Origin of the sequence: Janthinobacterium sp. HH102, from assembly GCF_001758625.2 — a bacterium.
Lineage (GTDB): Bacteria > Pseudomonadota > Gammaproteobacteria > Burkholderiales > Burkholderiaceae_D > Janthinobacterium.
Genome location: NZ_CP062062.1, coordinates 2,452,924 through 2,474,942, shown reverse-complemented (window position 1 = coordinate 2,474,942; position 22,019 = coordinate 2,452,924). Strand labels below are relative to the sequence as shown.

Annotated in this window: 19 protein-coding genes; 9 read left to right on the top strand and 10 right to left on the bottom strand. The window is 64.3% G+C overall.

Features of this window, described 5'->3' with window-relative positions:
* Positions 1 to 32: 32 nt before the first annotated feature.
* Positions 33 to 593 carry a flagellar transcriptional regulator FlhC gene (gene flhC / locus JAB4_RS11255; protein WP_070219809.1) on the bottom strand — a complete coding sequence of 187 codons (561 nt, stop codon included), beginning with the start codon at positions 591 to 593 and terminating at the stop codon, positions 33 to 35.
* Positions 594 to 702: 109 nt separating this feature from the next.
* Positions 703 to 1,020, bottom strand: a complete 318-nt coding sequence (gene flhD, locus JAB4_RS11250; protein WP_010396649.1) for a flagellar transcriptional regulator FlhD — start codon at positions 1,018 to 1,020, stop codon at positions 703 to 705.
* A gap of 606 nt (positions 1,021 to 1,626) precedes the next feature.
* Between flhD and kynU the strand changes: the two genes are divergently transcribed.
* From kynU to JAB4_RS11225, 5 genes are all read left to right on the top strand, one after another.
* Complete coding sequence (kynU, locus tag JAB4_RS11245) at positions 1,627 to 2,877, top strand: kynureninase (RefSeq protein WP_070219876.1); 1,251 nt, start codon at positions 1,627 to 1,629, stop codon at positions 2,875 to 2,877.
* An 8-nt stretch (positions 2,878 to 2,885) separates the two neighbouring features.
* Positions 2,886 to 3,773, top strand: coding sequence for a tryptophan 2,3-dioxygenase (kynA, locus tag JAB4_RS11240; RefSeq protein ID WP_083287277.1), 888 nt, complete (start codon positions 2,886 to 2,888; stop codon positions 3,771 to 3,773).
* A 14-nt stretch (positions 3,774 to 3,787) separates the two neighbouring features.
* Entirely contained in the window at positions 3,788 to 4,333 is a 546-nt protein-coding gene (locus JAB4_RS11235; protein WP_070219811.1) for an alpha/beta hydrolase, read from the top strand.
* 69 nt (positions 4,334 to 4,402) lie between these two features.
* On the top strand, positions 4,403 to 6,508 hold the full coding sequence (locus tag JAB4_RS11230) for a hypothetical protein (protein WP_175445717.1): 2,106 nt from the start codon (positions 4,403 to 4,405) through the stop codon (positions 6,506 to 6,508).
* A 2-nt stretch (positions 6,509 to 6,510) separates the two neighbouring features.
* Positions 6,511 to 7,530, top strand: coding sequence for a hypothetical protein (locus JAB4_RS11225; RefSeq protein ID WP_070219813.1), 1,020 nt, complete (start codon positions 6,511 to 6,513; stop codon positions 7,528 to 7,530).
* Positions 7,531 to 7,544: 14 nt separating this feature from the next.
* Here JAB4_RS11225 and JAB4_RS11220 read toward each other — a convergent pair whose 3' ends face one another.
* The gene (locus JAB4_RS11220; protein WP_070219815.1) at positions 7,545 to 8,582 is read right to left on the bottom strand and encodes a hypothetical protein; all 1,038 of its coding nucleotides are present in this window, start codon (positions 8,580 to 8,582) and stop codon (positions 7,545 to 7,547) included.
* 143 nt (positions 8,583 to 8,725) lie between these two features.
* On the opposite strand from JAB4_RS11220, the gene JAB4_RS11215 reads away from it, so the two are divergent.
* The gene (locus JAB4_RS11215; protein ID WP_070219817.1) at positions 8,726 to 9,457 is read left to right on the top strand and encodes a hypothetical protein; all 732 of its coding nucleotides are present in this window, start codon (positions 8,726 to 8,728) and stop codon (positions 9,455 to 9,457) included.
* Here JAB4_RS11215 and JAB4_RS11210 read toward each other — a convergent pair.
* The 4 genes from JAB4_RS11210 to JAB4_RS11195 form a co-directional block, all read right to left on the bottom strand.
* Positions 9,434 to 9,799: a hypothetical protein gene (locus JAB4_RS11210; RefSeq protein WP_070219818.1), complete on the bottom strand. Its 366-nt coding sequence runs from the start codon at positions 9,797 to 9,799 to the stop codon at positions 9,434 to 9,436. The two genes, JAB4_RS11215 and JAB4_RS11210, sit on opposite strands and share 24 nt — an antisense overlap.
* Complete coding sequence (locus JAB4_RS11205) at positions 9,796 to 10,185, bottom strand: hypothetical protein (RefSeq protein ID WP_070219819.1); 390 nt, start codon at positions 10,183 to 10,185, stop codon at positions 9,796 to 9,798. Before JAB4_RS11205 ends, JAB4_RS11210 begins: the two co-directional genes overlap by 4 nt.
* A gap of 148 nt (positions 10,186 to 10,333) precedes the next feature.
* On the bottom strand, positions 10,334 to 12,253 hold the full coding sequence (htpG, locus tag JAB4_RS11200; protein WP_070219820.1) for a molecular chaperone HtpG: 1,920 nt from the start codon (positions 12,251 to 12,253) through the stop codon (positions 10,334 to 10,336).
* Between the two features lie 89 nt (positions 12,254 to 12,342).
* On the bottom strand, positions 12,343 to 13,761 hold the full coding sequence (locus tag JAB4_RS11195) for a PLP-dependent aminotransferase family protein (protein ID WP_070219821.1): 1,419 nt from the start codon (positions 13,759 to 13,761) through the stop codon (positions 12,343 to 12,345).
* Between the two features lie 141 nt (positions 13,762 to 13,902).
* Here JAB4_RS11195 and JAB4_RS11190 point away from each other — a divergent pair, with 141 nt between their 5' ends.
* Both JAB4_RS11190 and JAB4_RS11185 read left to right on the top strand, forming a co-directional pair.
* Complete coding sequence (locus JAB4_RS11190) at positions 13,903 to 14,817, top strand: DMT family transporter (RefSeq protein WP_070219823.1); 915 nt, start codon at positions 13,903 to 13,905, stop codon at positions 14,815 to 14,817.
* Positions 14,818 to 14,993: 176 nt separating this feature from the next.
* Entirely contained in the window at positions 14,994 to 16,187 is a 1,194-nt protein-coding gene (locus JAB4_RS11185; protein WP_070219825.1) for a PLP-dependent aminotransferase family protein, read from the top strand.
* 126 nt (positions 16,188 to 16,313) lie between these two features.
* On the opposite strand, the gene JAB4_RS11180 is transcribed toward JAB4_RS11185, so the two are convergent.
* Complete coding sequence (locus JAB4_RS11180) at positions 16,314 to 16,460, bottom strand: hypothetical protein (protein ID WP_175444784.1); 147 nt, start codon at positions 16,458 to 16,460, stop codon at positions 16,314 to 16,316.
* 17 nt (positions 16,461 to 16,477) lie between these two features.
* Here JAB4_RS11180 and JAB4_RS11175 point away from each other — a divergent pair, with 17 nt between their 5' ends.
* Positions 16,478 to 17,836: a diguanylate cyclase gene (locus tag JAB4_RS11175; RefSeq protein ID WP_070219827.1), complete on the top strand. Its 1,359-nt coding sequence runs from the start codon at positions 16,478 to 16,480 to the stop codon at positions 17,834 to 17,836.
* 102 nt (positions 17,837 to 17,938) lie between these two features.
* Here JAB4_RS11175 and JAB4_RS11170 read toward each other — a convergent pair whose 3' ends face one another.
* Together JAB4_RS11170 and JAB4_RS11165 are read right to left on the bottom strand one after the other, a co-directional pair.
* Positions 17,939 to 20,200 (bottom strand): TonB-dependent hemoglobin/transferrin/lactoferrin family receptor, encoded by a 2,262-nt coding sequence (locus JAB4_RS11170; RefSeq protein ID WP_070219829.1) that lies wholly within the window; start codon positions 20,198 to 20,200, stop codon positions 17,939 to 17,941.
* Between the two features lie 241 nt (positions 20,201 to 20,441).
* On the bottom strand, positions 20,442 to 22,019 hold the full coding sequence (locus JAB4_RS11165) for an FGGY-family carbohydrate kinase (protein ID WP_070219831.1): 1,578 nt from the start codon (positions 22,017 to 22,019) through the stop codon (positions 20,442 to 20,444).

The window sequence follows — 22,019 nt, the reverse complement described above, 5'->3', positions numbered from 1 at the left end:
ACCTATTTTAGGACTGGACACTTATGCAGGGCTCAGACAACCGCGCCCGGCGCAACAGCGGCCGCTTCATCGCGCGCCTTCTTGGTCTTGCCGGCGCGCGAAGGCATGTGGCACAGGCCGCACACATAATCGGCGTTCAGGTCGAGGCAATTGACGACAAACTTGCCGCCGCACTTGCCGCAGGGCGCCATGTCCAGCATCTTGCTGCTGAAAAAGCGCACCAGGGTCCAGGCCCGCGTCAGCGACAGCAGGGGCTCTTCGCCCGCTTCGGGCGGCATCTGTTCCAGATACAGCTTATACGCCTTCATCACGGCTTCGATGCCCGTGGCGCCCGCGTGGTCGACGAGGAATTTATGGATGTTGATGAACAGCGAGGAATGGATATTCGGTTGCCAGGTGAGGAACCAGTCGGTGGAAAACGGCAGCATGCCCTTGGGCGGCGAGACGCCCTTCAATTCCTTGTACAGATTCAGCAGGCGCTCGCGCGACAGCGAGACTTCCGTCTCCAGCAGTTGCAGGCGTGCGCCCAGCTGTATCAATTCGATGGCCAGCTGGATTTCCTGCGCTTCCGATACGACACTTTTCTTGGCCATGCTGTGTACTCCGCGACTGACTGATACTGACTAACTGATACTGACTGATAAGGCTACCGGCAAAATGTTCAGGGCAATGCAACGCCGCCATCGACGTTTGATGGCAACCTTAAGCGATTTCTTCGACGCCTTGGCCGGCCATGAGGATGGCAGCGTGCGACTGGGCCAGCGAGCGGTCTTTATTGTAGTTCGTCAGCATGCCCAGGATGGCGCTGTCGTCGAAGCGGAAGCGGGCCAGCATCATGTTGCCGCCAGCGAGCTTGAGGATCTGCGCATTGCTCATGCCTTCGATCAGTTCGGCGATGTCGGCGGCGATGCCCAAACGGAAGATGGCCGTTACCTTGTCCGCACGAATCATTTGCTGGGCCAGCATCAGGTAGCTCAGGTTAGCGTCGCGAATCTCAGCCATCATGTCGTTAGCAGTCATTTCCATCTCCTCAATCCGTTGAATTCAGCTGGCGTTGTGTGTTGCCAGTGAGATACATTCTGCAGGAGCAACATTAAATGCAACAGAGGCGTAGCGCTGTATTTTTGGTCGGGCAATAGCGGATGGGACCGTAGGTGTTTGTCTGACAAACACTGCTCGATCATGGTCGCACGCCAGCAACGGCGCGGATGTGGGAGGTTGGCTCTGCGGCGGGTTTACCCGACTTTGGGCCTGTAAAAAATATCACTTTTTTACAACAACTTGATCGGAATCAAGCCTGTCTACCTAGATAACGGCCGCCTTGGCAGGAACTTTAGGGCTTTTTCGAAAAATATTTCAAAGACCCGCATTCTTTTTTGGCCGGTTTGACACCGTTCATGTAATCGTTGACGGCGGCGTCTGGCGAAACTTTAGGGCGATTTGAAAATATTTTTAAAAATCGTGATTTTTTTCGTTGACGCCCCGCAGGCAGGCTCTTTTCACGCTGCAGCCAGGGTGGAAATTCCGCTTTTCGGCGCGGATTTGCTACACTGCCTGCTCCCGCACAATACTTTAAGCTTCAAGCAATATTGCGCCATTGAGACAAGTATCAACATGAAAGCCACCATGATTTCTCGACATGACTGCAGCGCGCGCGACCTCGACGATCCCCTGGCGCCCCTGCGCCAGCAATTCGACTTGCCGCAAGGCGTGATTTACCTCGACGGCAATTCCCTGGGCGCGCGGCCGAAAGCGGCGCTGGCCCGCGCCCAGCACGTCATCACGGCCGAATGGGGCACGGACCTGATCCGCAGCTGGAATACGGCCGGCTGGTTCGACCTGCCCAAGCGCCTGGGCGACCGCCTGGCCCCGCTGCTCGGCGCGCAGACTGGCGAAGTGGTGATCACCGACACCACCTCCGTCAACCTGTTCAAGGCCCTGGCCGCCGCCCTGCAGATGCAGGCCAGCGACCCCGCGCAGGCCTCGCGGCGCATCATCGTCAGCGAACGCAGCAACTTCCCCACCGACCTGTACATGGCGCAAGGCCTGGCCGCCTGGCTCGACCGGGGCTACCAGCTGCGCCTGGTCGACAGTCCGGATGAACTGGCGCAAGCCATCGATGCCGATTGCGCCGTCGCCATGCTCACGCACGTCAATTACCGCACCGGCTACCAGCACGACATGGCCGCCATCAGCAGCCATTGCCACGCGCAAGGCGCGCTGGCGCTGTGGGACCTGGCCCATTCGGCCGGCGCTGTGCCGCTGGACCTGAACGGCGCCGGCGCCGACCTGGCCGTCGGCTGCACCTATAAATACCTGAACGGCGGCCCCGGCTCGCCCGCCTTCATCTGGGTGCCGGAAAAGCACCAGGCGCGCTTCCGCCAGCCCTTGTCCGGCTGGTGGGGCCACGCCACGCCGTTTGCCATGGACCCGGGCTACACGCCGGCCGACGGCATCGCGCGCGCCCTGTGCGGCACGCAACCGATTGTCTCGCTGGCACTCGTCGAATGCGGCCTCGATATCTTTGCGCAAACGAGCATGGAAGCCATCCGCCGCAAGTCGCTGGCCCTGACGGATGTGTTCATCGCGCTGGTGGAACAGCGCTGCGCCAGCCATCCGCTGGGCCTCGTCACGCCGCGCGAGCATGCACGGCGCGGCAGCCAGGTCAGCTTCACGCACCCGCACGGCTATGCCGTGATGCAGGCGCTGATCGCGCGCGGCGTAATCGGCGACTACCGCGAGCCGGCCATCATGCGCTTCGGCTTCACGCCCCTGTACACGAGCTTTGCCGACGTGTGGGACGCGGTAGAAATCCTGCGCGACATCCTCGACACCCAAGACTACGACATCGCCGCCAAGCGCGATGCCGTCACCTGAACCATCCCATGAGCGACGACAAGAATATGAACAAGGAAAACACCAGCGGCTGCCCCATGCATGCCGGCGGCCAGGATGCGCAGTGGCATGGCGCGCAGATGGATTTCAGCGAATCGATGAGCTACGGTAACTATCTGGCGCTGGACCGCATCCTGACGGCCCAGCACCCGCTGTCGCCGAACCACAACGAAATGCTGTTCATCGTGCAGCACCAGACCAGCGAATTGTGGATGAAGCTGATGCTGCACGAAATGCACGCCGTGCGCGCCAACCTGCAAAGCGGCGACCTGGCGCCCGCGTTTAAAATGCTGGCCCGCGTGGCGCGCATCATGGACCAGCTGGTCCATGCCTGGGACGTGCTGGCCACCATGACGCCGCCCGAATACACGGCGATCCGGCCCTACCTGGGCGCCTCGTCCGGCTTCCAGTCCTTCCAGTACCGCGAAATCGAATTCATTTTGGGGAACAAGAACGCCGCCCTGCTCAACGTGCACACGACGGCGCCCGATACCTACACGGTGCTCGACGCCGCCCTGCGCACGCCGTCCGTCTACGACGAAGCCATCAAACTGCTGGCGCGCAGCGGCTTGCATATCGCTCCCGAGCGCCTGGACGCCGACTGGACCCTTCCCACCGCCTCCGACGCCTCGGTCAAGGCGGCGTGGCTGGAAGTCTACCGCGACCCGTCGAAACACTGGGCCCTGTACGAACTGGCCGAAAAGCTGGTCGACCTGGAAACGGCCTTCCGCTTCTGGCGCTTCCGCCACGTGACGACGGTCGAGCGCATCATCGGCTTCAAGACGGGCACGGGGGGCACGGCGGGCGTGAGCTATTTGCGCAAGATGCTCGACGTGGTATTGTTCCCGGAACTATTCGCCCTGCGCACTGAGTTATAACTTAAGGAGCCTCGATGTCGCCTCTCGTCCTGACCCTGGCCGGCCTGTGGAATTCCGGGCCTCAGCACTGGCAAACCCATTGGGAAGCGCGCCACCCGCAATGGTCGCGCGTGCCGCACCGGGAATGGCAGACGCCGGACAAGGACGAATGGGTGGCGGAGCTCGACCGCGCCATCGCCGCCTGCGAGCGGGCGCCCGTGCTGGCCGCGCACAGCCTGGCCTGCACGCTGGTGGCCCATTGGGCGGCCAGCGGCTCGCCGCACAGGATCGCCGGCGCCTTCCTCGTCGCCCCCAGCGATGTGGAAGCGCCGTCCTACCCGTCCGGCACCACGGGGTTCTCTCCCATGCCGCTGCAAGCCTTGCCGTTTCCCAGCCTGGTAGTGGCCAGCGGCGATGATCCCTACGTCAGCTTCGCGCGGGCGCGCGCGTTTGCCGCCGCCTGGGGCAGCGACTTCACCATGATCGGCGACGCCGGCCATATCAATGGCGACGCCGGCTACGGCCCCTGGCCGGACGGCGAACAGCTGCTGCTGGACTTCTGCGCCGCGCACCAGCCCTGAACCGGGGCACGCACGCGCGCACGATAGACGCGCCCGCATTTGCCCACAAGTAAGAACGCAGGCAGAATCGTGGCCTTTCCATTGCGGCGCCCCGGCGCCAGCCTCACGATGAAACGTCTGCTCTTGCCAGTTCTCCTGCCCTTGCTGCTTTGCTCCGCCCTCGCCCACGGCGCGCCCTTCTACGAAGGCAAGACCCTCGCCCATCCCGCCATCACGGCATCGCAGGACAGCGGCCTCGACATCGCTTTTCTCAAGGAAAAAGAGGGCGTCAACGGCTATTACTGCGAGTGCACGAACAGCGCTTCGAAAACCTTCCTGCTCGACCAGTTCGGCAACGCCGTCATCCGCTCCGTCTTTTATGCATCGCTGGACAAGGAATCGGATACCAGCGTGCAAACCATGCTGGTGCTGTTCCGCCAGGACGGCAAGAACGGCCTGCGCGCCTACCGCTACCACCGCAGCTCCGGCAAGTACCGGCGCCTCGACGGCTTGCAGCCGGCCCTGAACCGCATCGTGGCGCAAAGCGCCGCTCCCAACGCGGGCCAGGTCAAGGCCGCGCTGGCCAAGCTGGCGCCGATGGACTACAGCGTCGCGCGCGGCAAGAGCGGCAATGCGGACTTCGACGCCATCGACCATACGCAAGGCACCATCGTCGGCTACTACAGCGATGACGGCAAGCCCGTGGCGCCCGGCGGCAAGGATGCCATCACCTACAAGAAAACCTTCCTGAAAAAAGGCGAGCGTTTTCTCACCGCCAGCTACACGCTGTACAGCGACGCGGGCGCCGGCATCCTGCCCAATTACCGCCTGTGGCAAGTGACATGGGAGACGGCGCCGCAGCAGTTCACGGGCAGCGAAGACGGTCCGTCCGTCATCTACAGCCTGGCCTGGGACGACGGCTCGGTGGTGGAGCGGGGCCAGTACGCGAAGGGCAAGCGCCAGGGACTGTGGGTGCGCGAAGGCATGCACGAAGGCAGCGAAAAAGGCCATTTCGTCAACGGGCTGCAGGAAGGCATATGGTACTTCAATTATCCCAAACAGAGCGAGAGCGGCATGTACCGGGCCGGCAAGCGCGAAGGCCGCTGGACGGTCGTCAACTATGCCGATGAAGAGGAAGTGACGGGCTTCGATACCTACGCGGACGGCCAGCTGAACGGCCCGCACGAACGCCGCATGGGCGGCAAAGTGCGCACGCGCGGCAACTACGTCAACGGCGCGCGCCACGGCGCGTGGATCACGGAAGACGGCGACGGCAGCTTTATCGACGGCTTGCGCGACGGGCCATGGAAGCTCAAGCTCAAGGACGGTGTCACGCAAAGCGTCACTTTCGTGAAAGGCAAAAAACAGGGCGAAGCCATCGACACGGATGCGCAAGGCGCGCTGCGCGTGCGCGACCATTACCAGGCCGGCGTGCTCGATGGCAGCCGCACGCGCTACCTGGGTCCGGCCGGCAAGGAATACGTGGTCTACACGGCCACCTACCGCAACGGCCAGCTGGACGGGCGCGAACAGGCGTTCGACGACAGCGGCAAGATCCTGCGCCTCGACACCTTGTGGGACAACGGCAAGAAGCAGGGCCTCGATGCGCGCTACTACCCGAACGGCAAGCCGGAACGCCTGGCCGTCATCGACCAGGGCAGGCTGCTCACGCACCTGCGCGAATACTATGAAGACGGCCAGCTGCTCAACGACATCCACCGCTGCACCTTCAAGGAGTACGGCAGCACGCGCGACGACGTGTGCGAGTACCACCACATGTACTACCCGGACGGCAAGCCGCAGTACTACTATGCCTTCCAGTACGGCCAGCGCCAGGAAGGCTATTCGAACTACCCGAACGGCAAGCGCAAGGATGAACTGCTGGTCGACCGCGCAGCCGACACCTCCGTCGTCAACGCATACTATGAAAGCGGCCAGCTCAAATGCACGGAGCCGCGCAGCGGCCACAGCACGCGCACGGTGAATGGCCAGACCATGATCAGCTACGCTTCTGCCGACCGCGATGGCGACAATATCTGCTACCACCCGAACGGCAAGGTGGCCAGCATTTACACCTTCCGCAAGCGCGTGCTCGTCGAGTGCGGCAAGCGCTACGACGACACGGGCAAGCAGACGTTCCCGGGACCGGAAGGCTGCCCTCCTCCCAGGAAAGTCGACTACCCGATAGGACTGTGACAATGACGCAAGCAAGACAGCCGCAGTGCATCCAGAACCCCGAGCGCATCGATGCCGGGGCGATCCGCGCCGCCATCGCGGGCGGCCAAGAGGTGCTGGTGCAGTTCAATACCCTGGGCGAGCCAACGCCGCTGCTGGCCGACCTCGACGCCCTGGCCGCCACTTGCGGCACGGCGCTGACCATCCGCATCTACGGCTACGACCCGAGGGTGTTCGATACCCGCATCCTGCGCGCGCTGCCGCATGTGGCCAGCCTGTCCATCGACTGCCACCGCAACGCCCTGTATCTGGAAACCCTGGGCGAGCTGCGCCACCTGAAGCGCCTGAGCCTGGGCGTGTACGAACTAGGGCAAGCCGACATCCTGCAGCTGGACAATTTGCGCGCCCTCGAATACCTGAACCTGGGCGAATCTGCCAGGAACAATATCGACCTGGCGCCCCTGCGCCAGTATGCGCACCTGGCCAGCCTCGTCATCGAAGGCCACAGCCAGCATATCGAGACCCTGGCCAGCCTGCCGGCGCTGCATGACCTGTCGCTGTACCGCATCAAGAACACCGTGCCGCTGGATTTCATCTCGGAGATGAGCCGCCTGGACAGGCTGCTGCTGCAACTGGGCGGCCGCGAATCGCTCGCCCACATCGAGGCGCCGCTGTTGAGGAAACTGGAAGTGATACGCGTGCGCGGTCTGGAAACGCTGGGCGATATCGGCCGTTTCCCGCTGTTGCAGGCGCTATGGGTGGAAGACCAGATCAAGCTGCGGCAGATCGCGCTGGGGGCCAATTCCGTGCTCGAACGCCTGAACTTGCACACCTGCAAGACGCTCGACAGCCTGCCCGGCCTGGCTATCCTGCCCGCCCTGCGCCAGTTGTCGGCATCCGAGACCATGCTCGACATCGACGCGTTGCTGGCGCATGGCTTGCCCGCATCCCTGACGCATGCGCGCCTGCGCACCGGCAGGAAAACGCGCGACGACGCCATCGCCGCGCGGTTGGCGGAGCTAGGCTACACCTCAGCACCCTAAAAGCGACGCTGAAATCAGCGGCTGGCCGCCAGCCTGCGCTGCCACAGCGCCACGTCGATCATCACGCCGTCCGCGCCCGTATTGCGGATGTAGACGCGGTAGCTGCCCTGCCCCATGTCGCCATCGAGGTAGGCCGTGCGCTCGTTGCGCTGCAGCCTGGCGCCCTTGGCCAGCTGGCGGTAGCGCTCGACCACCGTGTCGAAACTGGCATAGCTGCGCAGCGCCACTTCCAGGTCGCGCGGCGGGCGGCCTTCCGCATGGTCCAGCACATTGTTCTGTTTCTTGCCCTTGAGCGTAAGCGGATAGGCAAACACGCCGGCGCCGGCCGACGTCAGCACCGTGGATTTATCGAGCAGCAGCGGCAGCAGCGCCGGCGGATACGCGGGCGGCAGCTGGGCGCGGTTCCAGCCCGGCAGGGCCGGCTGCGCCAGCACGTATTCGACGCTGGCGATCTTCTGCCCATCGGCGCCCGCTTCCTTGTCGCCCGCGATCAGCGCCAGCATGGGCGGCAATTGCCGGGCCCAGGCCAGCAGGGGTGCAGCATCCCCGACCAGCATGCCCTTGCGGTGGAACACCGTCAGCACGGCATTCGGATCGGGATTGCAGACTTTCGCCAGCGGCTGCCCCTCCAGGCGGCAATGTCCGTTCACCAGGCCAAAGGCGATGATGACGCCGCGCTTGTCGAGCAGCATGGCGCCCCGTTCGCGGCCCTGCTTGCGGTCGTTCATCGACGCCAGCAACTGGCGGCCATCGGCCAGCACGGCGCGCGTGGCGTCGCGCTTTTCGCTGATCGCTTCAAGCGCCTGTGCCAGCAGCAATTCATCGTTTTCCGTGTAGCTGCCGCGCGCGTAACCGAAGAAATCGAACAGGGCCGCGCGCACTTGCGGGTCTTCGCTCAGGCGCGGCAAGGGACCGCCGGCCAGCAGGGACGACAGGCTTTTCCCGGCCGGTGCCAAGGGCGCCGCCGTGGCGCGGGCAGGCTGGGAAAGGAGGCAGGCCGCCGCCAGCAAGGCGCCGCCCAGGGTGCGGTAATTCGAAAAGATGATATGCATGATTCTGTCTGTCGGGGGATTTGGCCGCTACCAGTGGCCACTGGCCACGCATGGCGCGCCGGCGATTCTAGCATGATGCCAGTGCCCATGCCGTGCGGCAGGCGGACGGCAGGTGCGCCGGCGCGGCTGTTATGATGGCAGCAATGACGACACCAACCCACGCCTCGACACTGCTTGTCCTCCTGCCCGGCATGGATGGCACGGCCCGGCTCTTCCACCGTTTTGACGCCGCCTTGCGCGCGCAGAGCGCCATCGACACCCAGGCCATCGCCTACCCGGCCGCGCCGCTCGATTACGCGGCGCTGGAAGCATTCGTGCGCGCGCGCTTGCCGCGGGACCGCCACTTCGTCGTGCTGGCCGAATCGTTTTCGGGACCGCTGGGGACAGCTTTGCGCGCCGATCCGCCGCCCGGCATGCAAGCCCTGATCCTGTGCTGTTCATTCGTGCGCAATCCGCGCCCGATGCTCGCGCCGCTGCGCCACCTGCTCGGCCTGGTGCCCTTTGGCACCCTGCCCGGCTTCGCCCTGCGCCAGGCGCTGCTGGCGCCGTATGCGACGCCGGCCCTGCAGGCGGAACTGGCGGCGGCACTCGCGCAAGTGCCGCCCAGCGTGCTGCGCCAGCGCCTGCGCGCCGTGCTGGAAATCGACGCCTCGCGCAGCTTCGCGCGCGGCAGCCTGCCCGTGCTGTATCTGCGCGCCCGCCATGACCGCCTGGTGCCGCCGGCGAACGCCGTGCAGATACTGCGGCAGGCAGCGGGCGCGCAACTGGTCGACATCGCCGCGCCGCACATGCTGCTGCAGGCGGCGCCGGAAGCGGCCGCCGTCGCCGTCGCCACCTTTATCGCTGGCCTGTCAGCCGCGCAGGTATCCGCTTAAACGCGCGCTGGCCAGCACGGCCAGCCAGCTCAAGCCGCCCGCCAGCACGCTGAAGTAGATGGCCCGCAGCGGATGCTGGGGCAGCAGATACGCCAGCACGGCCGCGCCCAGCAAGCCGCACAGCAGCGGTTTCACCCTGCCGGGCGGCAGCAGTGCCAGCAGCAGATTCGTGCCCGCATACACGTAAAACACCAGCAGCAAGGCCAGGCCGCCCGCCACGCCGCGCGAGCCGAGGCTGCCGAACAGCTGCGTGTACAAATAAAACCCCAGCCAGCTCAACACAATAAACAGCAGGCAGCCCAGCGCATGCGCGCCCAGGCCGGCCATCAGGCGGATTTTCACGGTTGCTTGAGTACAGGAATGAAGCGGTGGCCGCAGGCATGGCACATGAAGGTACGCGCATATTTATCCTGCAAGGCGGCGGCCTCCTTGTCCCAATTGGCGACGAAGGACGTTTGCGACAAGGCGACGGAGACGACACCCCCTGCTACGAAGATCCAGAACAGGCCATTTGCGCCAGCCTGGTAAAAGATGACGGCGGCGATGACAAAAATGATCACGCCCAACACGATCAGCCCCACTTTCTGGTGGGTCTGCATCGTCGGCCCGGCGGCCTGGCGCGACAACAAGGTCTGGCTGCGCGTATGCGCATGACCGTGGATGAAATCACCATCGATCCTGCCCGAGATATGGGTAGAGGTGCCGGAAATGCCGGAGGCATGCACCATGGAGAGACGTTGAATATTGGAACTGTCACATGCCGGGCAATGCGCCATTGCTATTTCCATAAAATAAAATAATCGCGCACTGTAGCATAAAAAAAGCCGGCCCTTTTGTGCAGAAAAGGCCGGCTTGATGACGTTTGCAGCTAAGCGATTACTTCGCCGTATTGAGCAGCAACTCGTTCAGGCGCTTGACGAAACTGGCCGGGTCGGCCAGCGAACCGCCTTCGGCCAGCATGGCCTGGTCGAACAGGATGTTGGCCCAGTCGCCGAACTTGCCGCCTTCCGCGTCCTCGTATTTCAGACGCGTCACCAGCGGGTGGTTCGGGTTGATTTCCAAAATCGGCTTCGATTCCGGCGCGCTCTGGCCCGCCGCCTTCAGCATGCGCAGCAGGTTGCCCGACAATTCGTTTTCATCGGCCACCAGGCAGGCTGGCGAATCGGTCAGACGGAACGTCACGCGCACGTCCTTGGCCTTGTCGGCCAACACGGTCTTCATCTTGACCACCAGGTCGGCGTATGAAGTTTCCGTTTCTTCGTGCTCTTTCTTTTCCGCCTCGTCTTCCAGCGCGCCCAGGTCCAGGCCGCCCTTGGCGACGGAGACCAGTTCCTTGCCTTCGAAATCCTGCAGGAAGGACAGCATCCATTCATCGACGCGGTCCGTCAGCAGCAGCACTTCGACGCCCTTCTTGCGGAAGATTTCCAGGTGCGGGCTGTTCTTGGCGGCGGCGTAGTTGTCGGCCGTGACGTAATAGATCTTGTCCTGGCCTTCCTTCATGCGCGCCACGTAGTCGGCGAACGAAGTGACTTGCTCGTCGCTGTCGTTGGCCGTCGAGGCAAAGCGCAGCAGCTTGGCCAGGCGTTCCTTGTTGGCCGCGTCTTCGCCGATGCCCTCTTTCAGCACCTGGCCGAATTCCTTCCAGAAGACGGCGTACTTGTCCTTCTTGTCCTGCTCGTCCGCGTTCGCCAGTTCTTCCAGCATGCCCAGCACGCGCTTGGTCGAGCCTTCGCGGATCACCTTGACGTCGCGCGATTCCTGCAGGATTTCGCGCGACACGTTCAGCGGCAGGTCGGCCGAGTCGATCACCCCGCGCACGAAGCGCAGGTAGGTCGGCATCAGCTGCTCGGCATCGTCCATGATGAAGACGCGCTTGACGTACAGCTTGATGCCGCCGCGCTTGTTGCGGTCCCACATGTCGAACGGCGCCTTGGCCGGGATGTACAGCAGCTGCGTGTACTCGCTGCGGCCTTCCACGCGGTTATGCGTGTGCGTGAGCGGCGACTGGAAGTCGTGCGACACGTGCTTGTAGAATTCGTCGTACTGTTCCGGCGTGATGTCGGCCTTGTTGCGGGCCCACAGGGCGCTGGCCTGGTTGACGGTTTCGAATTCGTCTTTCAGGACGGTTTCTTTTTTCTCGTCGTCCCACTCTTCCTTCTGCATCACGATCGGCAGCGAGATATGGTCCGAGTATTTGCGGATGATGGACTTGATCTTCCAGCTCGACAGCAATTCATCCTCGCCTTCGCGCAGGTGCAGGATGATGTCCGTGCCGCGCGACGGCTTGTCGATCGACTCGATGCTGTAATCGCCTTCGCCCGCCGACTCCCAGCGCACGCCTTCGGAAGCGTCCACGCCGGCGCGGCGCGTTTCGACGGTGATCTTGTCGGCGACGATGAAGCCGGAATAGAAGCCCACGCCGAACTGGCCGATCAGGGCCGCGTCCTGCTGCTGGTCGCCCGACAGCTTGCCGAAGAATTCCTTGGTGCCCGACTTGGCGATGGTGCCCAGGTGCGAGATCGCCTCGTCGCGGGTCATGCCGATGCCGTTGTCGGAAATGGTGATGGTGCGCGCATCCTTGTCGAAGCTGACCTTGATCTTCAATTCGTGATCGTTGCCGTACAGGGCGTCGTTATCGATCGCTTCGAAGCGCAATTTGTCGGCCGCGTCGGACGCGTTCGAGATCAATTCGCGCAGGAAGATTTCCTTGTTCGAGTACAGGGAATGGATCATCAGGTGCAGCATTTGCTTCACTTCGGTCTGAAAACCCAGGGTTTGCTTTTCGGAGACAGCCATTTTTACCTCATAGTCTTGTGGATGGGACGGATTCTACGGAGTTGGGGATGGTACAAGCGATTTCAAGAGCCCCCGGCAAATGTGCAGTTTTAGCCCAGTGCGCGCGCGAAAAAATCCCAGACGCGCTCGTCCTGCACCGTGGCCAGGTTCAGGCGCATGCGGGTCGACGGCAGCTGGCGCGGCGAAAACAGGCTGCCCGGCCCCAGCACCAGGCCTTCGGCCAGCGCCTTTTCGGCCAGCACATTCGTGTCGCAGCCCGCATCGGCCCAGATGAACATGCCGGCTGGCGCGGGATCGAAACGCAGGCCGGCCCGCTCGGCGCGGCGGTACGTGCCCTCGCGCACCTTGTCGAGCCGCGCGCGCAGCCGTTCCGCATGCTTGCGGTACAGACCTTGCGAGAGGATTTTATACACCACGCGCTCGCCGATGTCGCTGGTGGTCAGGGTGGCGAGCATCTTGCGGTCGGCCAGGCGCTGCGCCCATTCCGGCGAGGTGGCGATGAAGCCCACGCGCAGGTTGGCCGACAGGCTCTTGGAAAAGCCGCCCAGGTAAATCACGCGGCGCAGCTGGTCCAGCGCGGCCAGGCGGGTGGCCGGCTGCACCTCGCCGCCGGGATGCATGTCGCAATAGATATCGTCTTCGACGACGAGGAAATCGTGCTGTTCGGCCAGGCGCAGCACCTGGAACGCCTTGGCCGCCGACAGCGACGTCGAGCTGGGGTTGTGCAGCACCGAATTGATCACGTACAGCTTGGGACGGTGCAGGGCCGCCAGCTCGGCCAGCACGGCGATATCGGGGCCGTCACCCAGGCGCGGGATGCCGATGACGTGCATGCCCATGGCGGCAAAGGCGCCGAACATCAGCCAGTATGCGGGATCGTCGACGAAAATGGTGTCGCCGGGGCGGGCAAACTCGCGCGCCACCAGGTCCAGCGCCTGCATCACGCCCACCGTGGTGACGATCTGCTCGGGCGGACAGGCGATTTCCAGGCCCGCCAGTTTCAGCTGCAACTGCTGGCGCAGCGGCAAAAAACCCTGCGGCGATCCGTAACCGAGCAGCAGGCTGCCCGGCTGGCGGCTGACGTCGCGCAGGGCGCGCGCCACCAGGTCGCCATCGAGCCACTCGGCGGGCAGCATGCCGGTGCCGGGCGCGGGGATGACCGGCGTCTGGCGGAACATGTTTCGGATCAGCCAAACGACATCCATCGGCTGCGCCGCCGTGTCCTGCGCGCCAGGGGGCGGCGCCGGCGTGTTCAGCGGCGAGCGCTCGCGCACGAAAAAGCCGGCGCCGCGCCGCGATTCCAGGTAGCCGCGCGCCACCAGCTTGTCGTAGCTGGCCACCACCGTGGCGCACGACACATCCAGGCTGGCGGCGCACTGGCGGATCGAAGGCATGCGCGCGCCGCCGCGCAGCAGCTTGTCGTCGATGCGCGCCGCCAGCGAGCGCGCGATCTGGTCGATCAGGGTTTCGCCCGAGGCGCGCGACAGCAAAGGAAGTGTATTGCTCATATGGCCATGACAGTATGTGAAATTATGCGTGAAAGTGTATTTGTACTGTATTGCTATTGCACCCTAGGATAGCAGTACGGCAGAAATTAATCCACGCCTGCCGCGCACCCCGCACACCTATCAGCCAGTATCAGGAAAAACATGCCATCGACTACCAGTACCGCCCCCGTCAGCCATCCTCCCCACCTCGGCGCCGACCGCAAAGGCCTGCTGCTGGGCCTCATCGCCGTCGCCCTCTTCAGCCTGACCCTGCCTTTTACGCGCATGGCCGTCGCCGAACTCGATCCCACCTTTGTCGCCCTGGGGCGCGCCTTGGTGGCCGCCGGCCTGGCCGGCCTGTGGCTGTGGCACCAGCGCGCGCCGTTGCCGCGCCGCGAACAATGGCTGCCGCTGGCGCTCGTGTCGCTGGGCTGCGTGCTGGGCTTTCCCTGGCTGACGTCGATCGCCATGCGCAGCCTGCCCGCCTCGCACGGCGCCGTGCTGGTGGGCATCCTGCCGCTGGCCACCGCCGTATTTGCCGTGCTGCGCGGCAAGGAGCGCCCTTCCGCAGGATTCTGGCTGATGGCCCTGCTCGGCACGCTATTGGTGGTGGCGTTCGCGTTGCGCCAGGGCGGCGGCAGCTTCCACCTGGCCGACTGGCTGATCTTTGCCGCCGTGCTGCTGGCCGCACTCGGCTATGCCGAAGGCGGGCGCCTGGCGCAAACGATGCCGGGCCAGCATGTGATTTCCTGGGCGCTGCTGCTGGCCGTGCCTTTTGTCTTGCCCGTGACGCTGTGGAACGCCTGGCCGCAACGCGCGCTGATGGCGCAGGCCAGCAGCGTGGCCTGGCTGGGTTTTGCCTACATCTCCGTGTTTTCCATGTTTATCGGCTTCTTTTTCTGGTACCGTGGCATGGCGCTGGGCGGCGTGGCACGCGTGGGACAGACGCAGCTGCTGCAGCCTTTCCTCTCCCTGGTGGGCGCGGCCGTGCTGCTGAATGAGCCATTGACGGGCGAAAGCCTGCTGTTTGCCGGCGCCGTGATCGCCGTCGTGGGCATCGGACGCAAGCTGAAGTAAGCTTCCCTGACGCCCATTTGCAACGCCGTTGCGCGTGCGCATGGGCACGGCGGCGTGCAAGCCGTACAATACCGCAGCACCATGGCGACGCCTATCCGGCGCCGCTTGCGCACGCACCGCCACAAGCGGGCCAACAAATCCAGCCGGCGCAGCTCGGCATCTTCTGTGAGACTCGTATGAAAATTGAAAATCCGAATCCGATCCAATGGCGCTTTGCCGAACGCGCGGAACAGCTGCAAAGCTCGTTCATCCGCGAAATCCTGAAGATCACGCAGCGTCCCGAGATCATCTCGTTTGCCGGCGGCCTGCCCTCGCCCGCCACCTTCCCCGTGGAAGAAATGAAGACCGCCTTCGACAAGGTCCTGTCGAACAATGGCAAGGTGGCCCTGCAATACGGCCCCACCGACGGCTACCTGCCGCTGCGCCAGTGGATCGCCGACTCGCTCTCCGGCAATGGCAGCACCATCCTGCCCGAGCAAGTGCTGATGACGTCCGGCTCGCAGCAGGCGCTGGACTTGCTGGGCAAGGTGCTGATCGACGAAGGCAGCCGCGTGCTGGTGGAAACCCCCAGCTACCTGGGCGCCCTGCAGGCGTTTTCCGTCTACCGTCCCGAATTCGTATCCGTCGATACCGATGAAGAAGGCCTGGTGCCGTCGTCGATCGATCCCGTCGCCGATGGCGCGCGCCTGTTGTACGCGCTGCCGAATTTCCAGAACCCGACGGGCCGCAGCCTGTCCGTGGCGCGCCGCGTGGAACTGGTGGAAACCTGCGCCCGCCACGGCCTGCCGCTGATCGAGGATGATCCGTACGGCGCCCTGAGCTACAGCGGCGAGCCGTATCCGAAGATGATCAACATGAATCCGGACGGCGTCATCTACATGGGCTCGTTTTCGAAAGTGCTCACGCCCGGCATCCGCCTCGGCTACGTGGTGGCGCCGATGCCGCTGGTACGCCGCCTGGAACTGGCCAAGCAGGCGGCCGACCTGCACACCTCGCAGCTGACGCAGATGGTCGTGCATGAAGTGATCAAGGATGGTTTCCTGGAGCGGCATATCCCCAGCATCCGCAGCCTGTACGGCAACCAGTGCCAGGCCATGCTGTCGGCGCTGGAAGAGCACTTCCCGGCCGGCGTCACCTGGACGAAGCCGGAAGGCGGCATGTTCATCTGGGTCACCCTGCCGAAACATATCGATGCGATGAAACTGCTCGATGAAGCCATCGCCAACAAGGTCGCCTTCGTGCCGGGCGCGCCGTTCTACGCCAACACGCCGGACACGCACACCTTGCGCCTGTCGTTCGTGACGGTGCCGCCGGAACGCATCCGCGAAGGCATCGCCATCCTGGGCAAACTGATCGCCGCAAAAATGTAATCGCACTCTCCACGCCCCGCAACTGCGGGGCGTGCCCCCCGCTGCCCCGGCGCCACTGGGCACGCATCTTTGCCGTTTAAAAACAGCTTTCACGACAGCAACTGCGTTTATTTATTTTTAAAGATATCATAAAAATAATATTTTCACGCCTCGCGCAGCATCGATTTTTTCACCCAAAAAATTGGCGAGGCGGTATGATTTGACCGCTGCATCAGATTTGAGCCCGGTCAGCATCACCGAAAATGCAGCAAACGCTGGCAGCGCAGAGTACATCGAGAAGGCCGGAAGCAATGAGTCCAGGCAGTGTGGAGTATTCCCAGCGGCATGAAGCCGCCATTTTGATTGTCGACGATGCGCCGGCCAACCTTGAGCTGCTGCGCAAGCTGATGAGCGAACAGGGTTATCAAACCTATGTTGCCACGTCCGGCGAGCGGGCGCTGGCGATCGCCCAACGCGCCCAGCCCGACCTGATCCTGCTCGACGTGATGATGCCGGACATGGACGGCATCGAGACGTGCCGCCGCCTCAAGCAGCATCCGCTGACGCAGCGCATCCCCGTCATCTTCATGAGCGCCAGGACGGAAACGGAAGACGTGGTGGCCGGCTTCGACTGCGGCGCCGTCGATTACATCAGCAAGCCGCTGCGCATGGCCGAAGTGCGCGCGCGCGTGCGCGCCCAGCTGCAAATCCGCAGCAACAATGAAACCCAGCAGGAACAGGCCGAGCGCCTGCGCACCATCGTCAACAACATGGCCGAGGGCTTGCTGATCATCGAGGCGAACGGGCGCATCCAGTACACCAACCCGGCCTGCGACCAGTACCTGGGCTACCGCGAAAACGAACTGGCCGGGCGCTTCATCGGCGAGCTGCTCAGCCCCCTCGTGACGCAGGAATACCTCGACTACTTCGCCATGCACGCGGCCAATCCGGAAAAGGCGCACAACCACGGTACGCGCGAAGTGGCGATCCGCCACCGCAACGGCGCGGCGCTGAGCATGGACCTGACCCTGACGCCCATGTATCTGCGCCAGCCCCTGTATATCGGCCTGCTGCACGACATCACGCACCACAAGCAGTCGGAAGACGCGCTGCAGCGCGCCGCCTATCTCGATCCGCTGACCCAAATAGCCAACCGCCGGCATTTCGACAGCTTCCTGGAAAAAGAGTGGCAGCGCGCCGTGCGCGGCGGCGGCGCCCTGTCGCTGGTGGTGCTCGACGTCGACCACTTCAAGCTGTACAACGACAGCCTGGGCCACCCGGCCGGCGACAGCTGCCTGCAGCAGGTGGCGCAAGCCATCGATGCGCATGCCAGCCGCTCCGGCGACCTGGCGGCCCGCTACGGCGGCGAGGAATTCGTCCTGCTGTTTGCCGATACGGACGCGGCCAGCGCCCTGCACCTGGCCGAGGCCATCCGCGCCAGCATCGAAGCGCTGCGACTGCCGCATCCGCGCTCCACCACCTCGCCGTGGATCACCGTCAGCATCGGCGTGGCGACCATCCGCCCGCACCAGCTGGACGACCGCGAAGCGCTGTTCGTCGCCGCCGACCGCGCCCTGTACGTGGCCAAGGAAGCGGGCCGCAACCAGGTCCGCGCCACGCACTCGGGCAGCACGGCATGGGAAACGGTCAAGGCGATCGTACTGCGTTAACAGGGAAATTCAACGAAACATGTCGCGAACCAAGGGTAGGCGCACGCCCGACGCCAAGGCACTCCGGGCCAAGCGTCTCCGGCCCGCCGTTCTCAAAGCGAATCAAAATTTTCTCGACACGCTCAATTTCGCATTGCGTCCCACACCGGTGACCGCCTCGCTCAGGTAGGGCATGTAATTGCGGTTGAAGACATTATCGACCGTCAGCCGCACCTCCGTGCCGCGCCACACGCCCTGCCTGCCATTCCATGACGCGAACAGGGTATGCAGCGCATAGCCTTTCGACGGCGGCAGGCGGTAGACATTCCCCACCGGCAGCACGCGCTCCTGCTTCGCCACGAAGCGGCCCTGCCAGCCCATGCTGGCGCCCAGGTCGGGCATGCGCCAGCCCAGGCCCGCCATCAATTTATCGGGCGCGATGGTCGACACGGGTTCGTCCCGGCCCCACGGGTCGCGCTGGGAACCGGTGCGCGTGCCGCGCTGCTTCGACAGCGAGGCGCTGGCAAACAGGCGCGGCGAATTGTAGTAGGACTCCACTTCCACGCCCTGCGTATGGAAACCGGCCAGGTTGCGGTAGTCGGACAGCGCCGGCGGCACCTTGCCCGAGCCCGGCTCGTAGCCTTCGACCAGCACGCCCAGGCGCGGGCCGATATTGTCGCTGACCTTGTTGCGGTAGACCGTCAGGCGCAACTGCGCGTCGTCGCGCTCCATGAACACGTTCTGGCGGTGCAGCATGGCGCCCGCGCGCACGGCCGTCACGCGCTCGACGGCCAGGCCGCGGCTGGTGCCCGGCGTCGATGAACCGAGCCTGGACGACACATAGTATTCGTTCGAATACATCTCGTCGATCGTGGGCGCGCGCCAGGTGCGGCTCAAGTCGCCGAACAAGGCCAGCGTGCCGGACGCCTTCCAGAACAGGCCCAGACGGGGCGACCAGTCTTCGTGCGCCTTTTCGCTGAAGTCGTGGCCGGCCGCCGCCAGCGGACTGTTGTAGCGCGGCGCCTTGTTCGGCACGCCCTCGGAGACGACCCGGTCGTGGCGCAAGGCCGCCGTCAGCGTCAGGTCGCCATACGTCATCGCATCCTGCAGATACAGGCCCGTGGTTTCCTGGCGCCCGGCCGGCATGTAGTAGGGCTGGAAGTAGCCGTAGTTGTAGCTGGGGTCCTTCAACGCCGTCGACGACGGGTAGTACATCAGGGTGTCGCGCACATTCTTGTGCCATTGCAGGCCCGTTTGCAGCACGTGCGACACGGCGCCCGTCGCAAACACGCTTTCGTTGCGCACTTCCGCGATGCGGTCCACGTACGAGGCCCAGCTCTCGTTGCCCAGGGAGCCCAGGTAGGAACCCGGCGAAGCCGATGGCAGGCGCTTGTCATGCTGGTCCGTGTGCGAATAGCCGGCGCTGGCCGTCAGCTTGATCCATGGATTATCTTGCGGCGCATACTGCCACTTCACGGAATAGGTATCGTCGTCCTGGTCGCGGTAGACGGCCTTGCGCTGCCACGCCTCTTCCAGTCCATATTTTTTGATTTCCGCCTCGGTCGGCGTGGGCACGTCCTCGCCCATGGCGGCGAACGGGCCCCAGCCCGAACTGCCGCTCTTCATCGCCGTCAGGGTCAGCAGCTGCTCCGGCGTCAGCCGGATATTCAGCTTGGCCAGGCTCGATGGCGCGTCGATGGCGGAAAAGCGGAATGGCTTGCCGTCAGGCTTGCGCAAATCGTCGGACTTGCGCCGCGTGGTGAAGGCCATCGCGTCGAAGCGGCCGTCTTGCGTGCGGCCGTAGACGGCCACGGTGGCGTCGTTTTCTGCATTGTTCGAGTGGCGCGAGTACTTGAGCATGGCGCCCACGCTCTTGCCGCCTTCGAGCAAGTCCTGCGCATCCTTGGTCTCGACCGTGATGACGCCGCCGAAGCCGCCATTGCCGTACAAGCTCGTATGCGCGCCCTTGTTCACCTCGATCTGCTTGATCAGTTCCGGCTCGATGAAGATGGAACCCTGGCGGTATTTTTCAAAACCCTTGGGCACGCCGTCGAGGATGACTTTTACGTCCTGCACTTTGTTGAAGCCCCAGATATTGAGGCTCTGGCCGCTGGGACGGGCCGTGCCGGCCAGGTCCACGCCGGGCAAGGTGTCGAGCAAGGATGCGACATTGTCGGCCTGCTGGCGTTCGATGTCGGCGCTGGTGATATACGAGCGTCCGGCCGTGCCGGAGCTGATGGCGTCGCCAAACACGCTGATGGCGGGCATCTGTACCGCATCGGCCTTGTCCGCCATCGCCGCCGCCCACGCATGGCCGTGCGCGCCGCCCAATGCCAGCGCCAGCGCGGCGGCCAGCGGGGTCAATCGTTGTTTGCTGCTCTTCATCGCTATCCTTGCCTGGGTTTGCTTGATGCTTGTGGAATGAAAAACGCTGGGCAGAGGACAGGCGGTGCACGATCAAGCGGCGGCGTTGACGGAAGCGTTGCGGCGGAACCCTGCCCGCGCGGACACGCCGCCGGCGCATGGCCGGCGGCGCACTGCAGTCACCGGGATACGTTGCCTTGGTGAAATGCGGAACACATCATATACTGGATGAGAATGATTCGCAATAGCATTGAAGGCGTAGTTATTCCGGATAGCCGGTGATGTCGGCGATCTCGCGGTACAGCGGTTGCAGCCGCGCATACATCTTGCTGTACACGCGCCGGTACAGCTGCTCATAGATTTTGCGGTGCTCGGGATGGGGCTGGAAGACCTTGCCCTTGCGCGTCATCGCTTGCACGGCGGCGGGAAAGTCCGCATGCCAGCCCAGGCCCACGCTAGCGGCGATGGCCGCGCCCAGGCCCGAGCTTTCATACACGTGGGCGCGCGCGGCGGGCAAGCCGAAGATGTCGGCCGTCAGCTGCATGGCCGCATCGCTTTGCGAACCGCCGCCCGCGATGCGCAGCTCCGTGATGGCGACGCCGCTGCGCCGCTCGATGCGCTCCTTGCCTTCGCGCAGCGCATAGGCGAGGCCTTCGAGGATGGCGCGGTAGATGTGCGCGCGCGTGTGCACGTCGCCAAAGCCGATCATGGCGCCCTTCGCTTCCGGCCCCGGCACCTTGATGCCGGGACTCCAGTACGGCTGCAGCATCAGACCCATGGAGCCGGGCGGGACGGCCTCGACCAGGCGGTCGAACAGCGCTTCGGCGGACAAGCCCGTGCCATCCTCGGCGGCCGCCGCCCGTTCGCGGTCGCCGAACTGCTCCTTGAACCAGTTGACCATCCAGTAGCCGCGGAAAATCTGCACTTCCGTGCTGTAGGCGCCGGGCATGGCGGACGGGTACGGCGGAATAAAACGCGTCACTTCCACGTATTTGCGGCTGGTCGTGTTGATGGTGGCCGTGGTGCCATAGCTCAGGCACGCCACGTGCGGTTCGACGCAGCCGGCGCCCAGCACTTCGCACGCCTTGTCGGCGGCCGCCGCCAGCAAGGGCGTGCCCTCCGGGATGCCCGTCGCCGCGGCGGCCGACGCCGTGATGGCGCCCATGCGCGTGCCCGGCGTCACCAGTTCCGGCAGCATCGAGCGTCGTATCGCCAGCGCCTGCCACTTCCAGTCGAAGCGCCCGGCCCAGGCATGGCGCTTGTAGTCGAACGGGATGTAGGCCACCTGCGAGCCCGTCGAATCGATATATTTTCCGCACAGGCGGTGATTCAAAAAGCCCGACAGCAGCAGGAATTTATGCGTGCGGCGCCAGATGTCGGGCTGGTGCGCCGCGATCCAGTTGATCTCGGCCTCGCGACGGAAGTACGTGATCGTGCCGTCGAGGCGCGTGGCGCGGAAGGCGGCGCGCCACCACGGCGCCAGCGGGGGAATGTCGCGCGTGCTGCGCTGGTCCAGCCAGGTGATGGCGGGGCGCAGCGGCGCGCCGTGTTCGTCCACGTTGACCACCGTGCCGCGCTGCGTCGTCACCGCCACGCCAGCCACCGAGGACTGATTGATGTCCGTGCTGCGCCACAGCTGCTGGCACGCTGCGCACACGGCTTGCCAGTAGCCGTCGGCGTCGTGCTCGGCCCACCCGGGGTGGTCCGAGTAATACGCTTCGAGGAACACTTGCGCCTTCGCCGCCAGCGTCCCCTCCCGGTCGAACAGCAGCGCGCGCACGCTTTGCGTGCCATTGTCGATGGCAAGAATGTACGGCCCCTGGCCGGAGACGCTGGTCAT

Bases quoted from the DNA above. Each gene is read 5' to 3' on its own strand.
- flhC (WP_070219809.1), bottom strand. From the start codon at position 593: ATGGCCAAGAAAAGTGTCGTATCGGAAGCGCAGGAAATCCAGCTGGCC.
- flhD (WP_010396649.1), bottom strand. From the start codon at position 1,020: ATGACTGCTAACGACATGATGGCTGAGATTCGCGACGCTAACCTGAGC.
- kynU (WP_070219876.1), top strand. From the start codon at position 1,627: ATGATTTCTCGACATGACTGCAGCGCGCGCGACCTCGACGATCCCCTG.
- kynA (WP_083287277.1), top strand. From the start codon at position 2,886: ATGAGCGACGACAAGAATATGAACAAGGAAAACACCAGCGGCTGCCCC.
- JAB4_RS11235 (WP_070219811.1), top strand. From the start codon at position 3,788: ATGTCGCCTCTCGTCCTGACCCTGGCCGGCCTGTGGAATTCCGGGCCT.
- JAB4_RS11225 (WP_070219813.1), top strand. From the start codon at position 6,511: ATGACGCAAGCAAGACAGCCGCAGTGCATCCAGAACCCCGAGCGCATC.
- JAB4_RS11220 (WP_070219815.1), bottom strand. From the start codon at position 8,582: ATGCATATCATCTTTTCGAATTACCGCACCCTGGGCGGCGCCTTGCTG.
- JAB4_RS11215 (WP_070219817.1), top strand. From the start codon at position 8,726: ATGACGACACCAACCCACGCCTCGACACTGCTTGTCCTCCTGCCCGGC.
- JAB4_RS11205 (WP_070219819.1), bottom strand. From the start codon at position 10,185: ATGGTGCATGCCTCCGGCATTTCCGGCACCTCTACCCATATCTCGGGC.
- htpG (WP_070219820.1), bottom strand. From the start codon at position 12,253: ATGGCTGTCTCCGAAAAGCAAACCCTGGGTTTTCAGACCGAAGTGAAG.
- JAB4_RS11195 (WP_070219821.1), bottom strand. From the start codon at position 13,761: ATGAGCAATACACTTCCTTTGCTGTCGCGCGCCTCGGGCGAAACCCTG.
- JAB4_RS11190 (WP_070219823.1), top strand. From the start codon at position 13,903: ATGCCATCGACTACCAGTACCGCCCCCGTCAGCCATCCTCCCCACCTC.
- JAB4_RS11185 (WP_070219825.1), top strand. From the start codon at position 14,994: ATGAAAATTGAAAATCCGAATCCGATCCAATGGCGCTTTGCCGAACGC.
- JAB4_RS11180 (WP_175444784.1), bottom strand. From the start codon at position 16,460: ATGTACTCTGCGCTGCCAGCGTTTGCTGCATTTTCGGTGATGCTGACC.
- JAB4_RS11175 (WP_070219827.1), top strand. From the start codon at position 16,478: ATGAGTCCAGGCAGTGTGGAGTATTCCCAGCGGCATGAAGCCGCCATT.
- JAB4_RS11170 (WP_070219829.1), bottom strand. From the start codon at position 20,200: ATGAAGAGCAGCAAACAACGATTGACCCCGCTGGCCGCCGCGCTGGCG.
- JAB4_RS11165 (WP_070219831.1), bottom strand. From the start codon at position 22,019: ATGACCAGCGTCTCCGGCCAGGGGCCGTACATTCTTGCCATCGACAAT.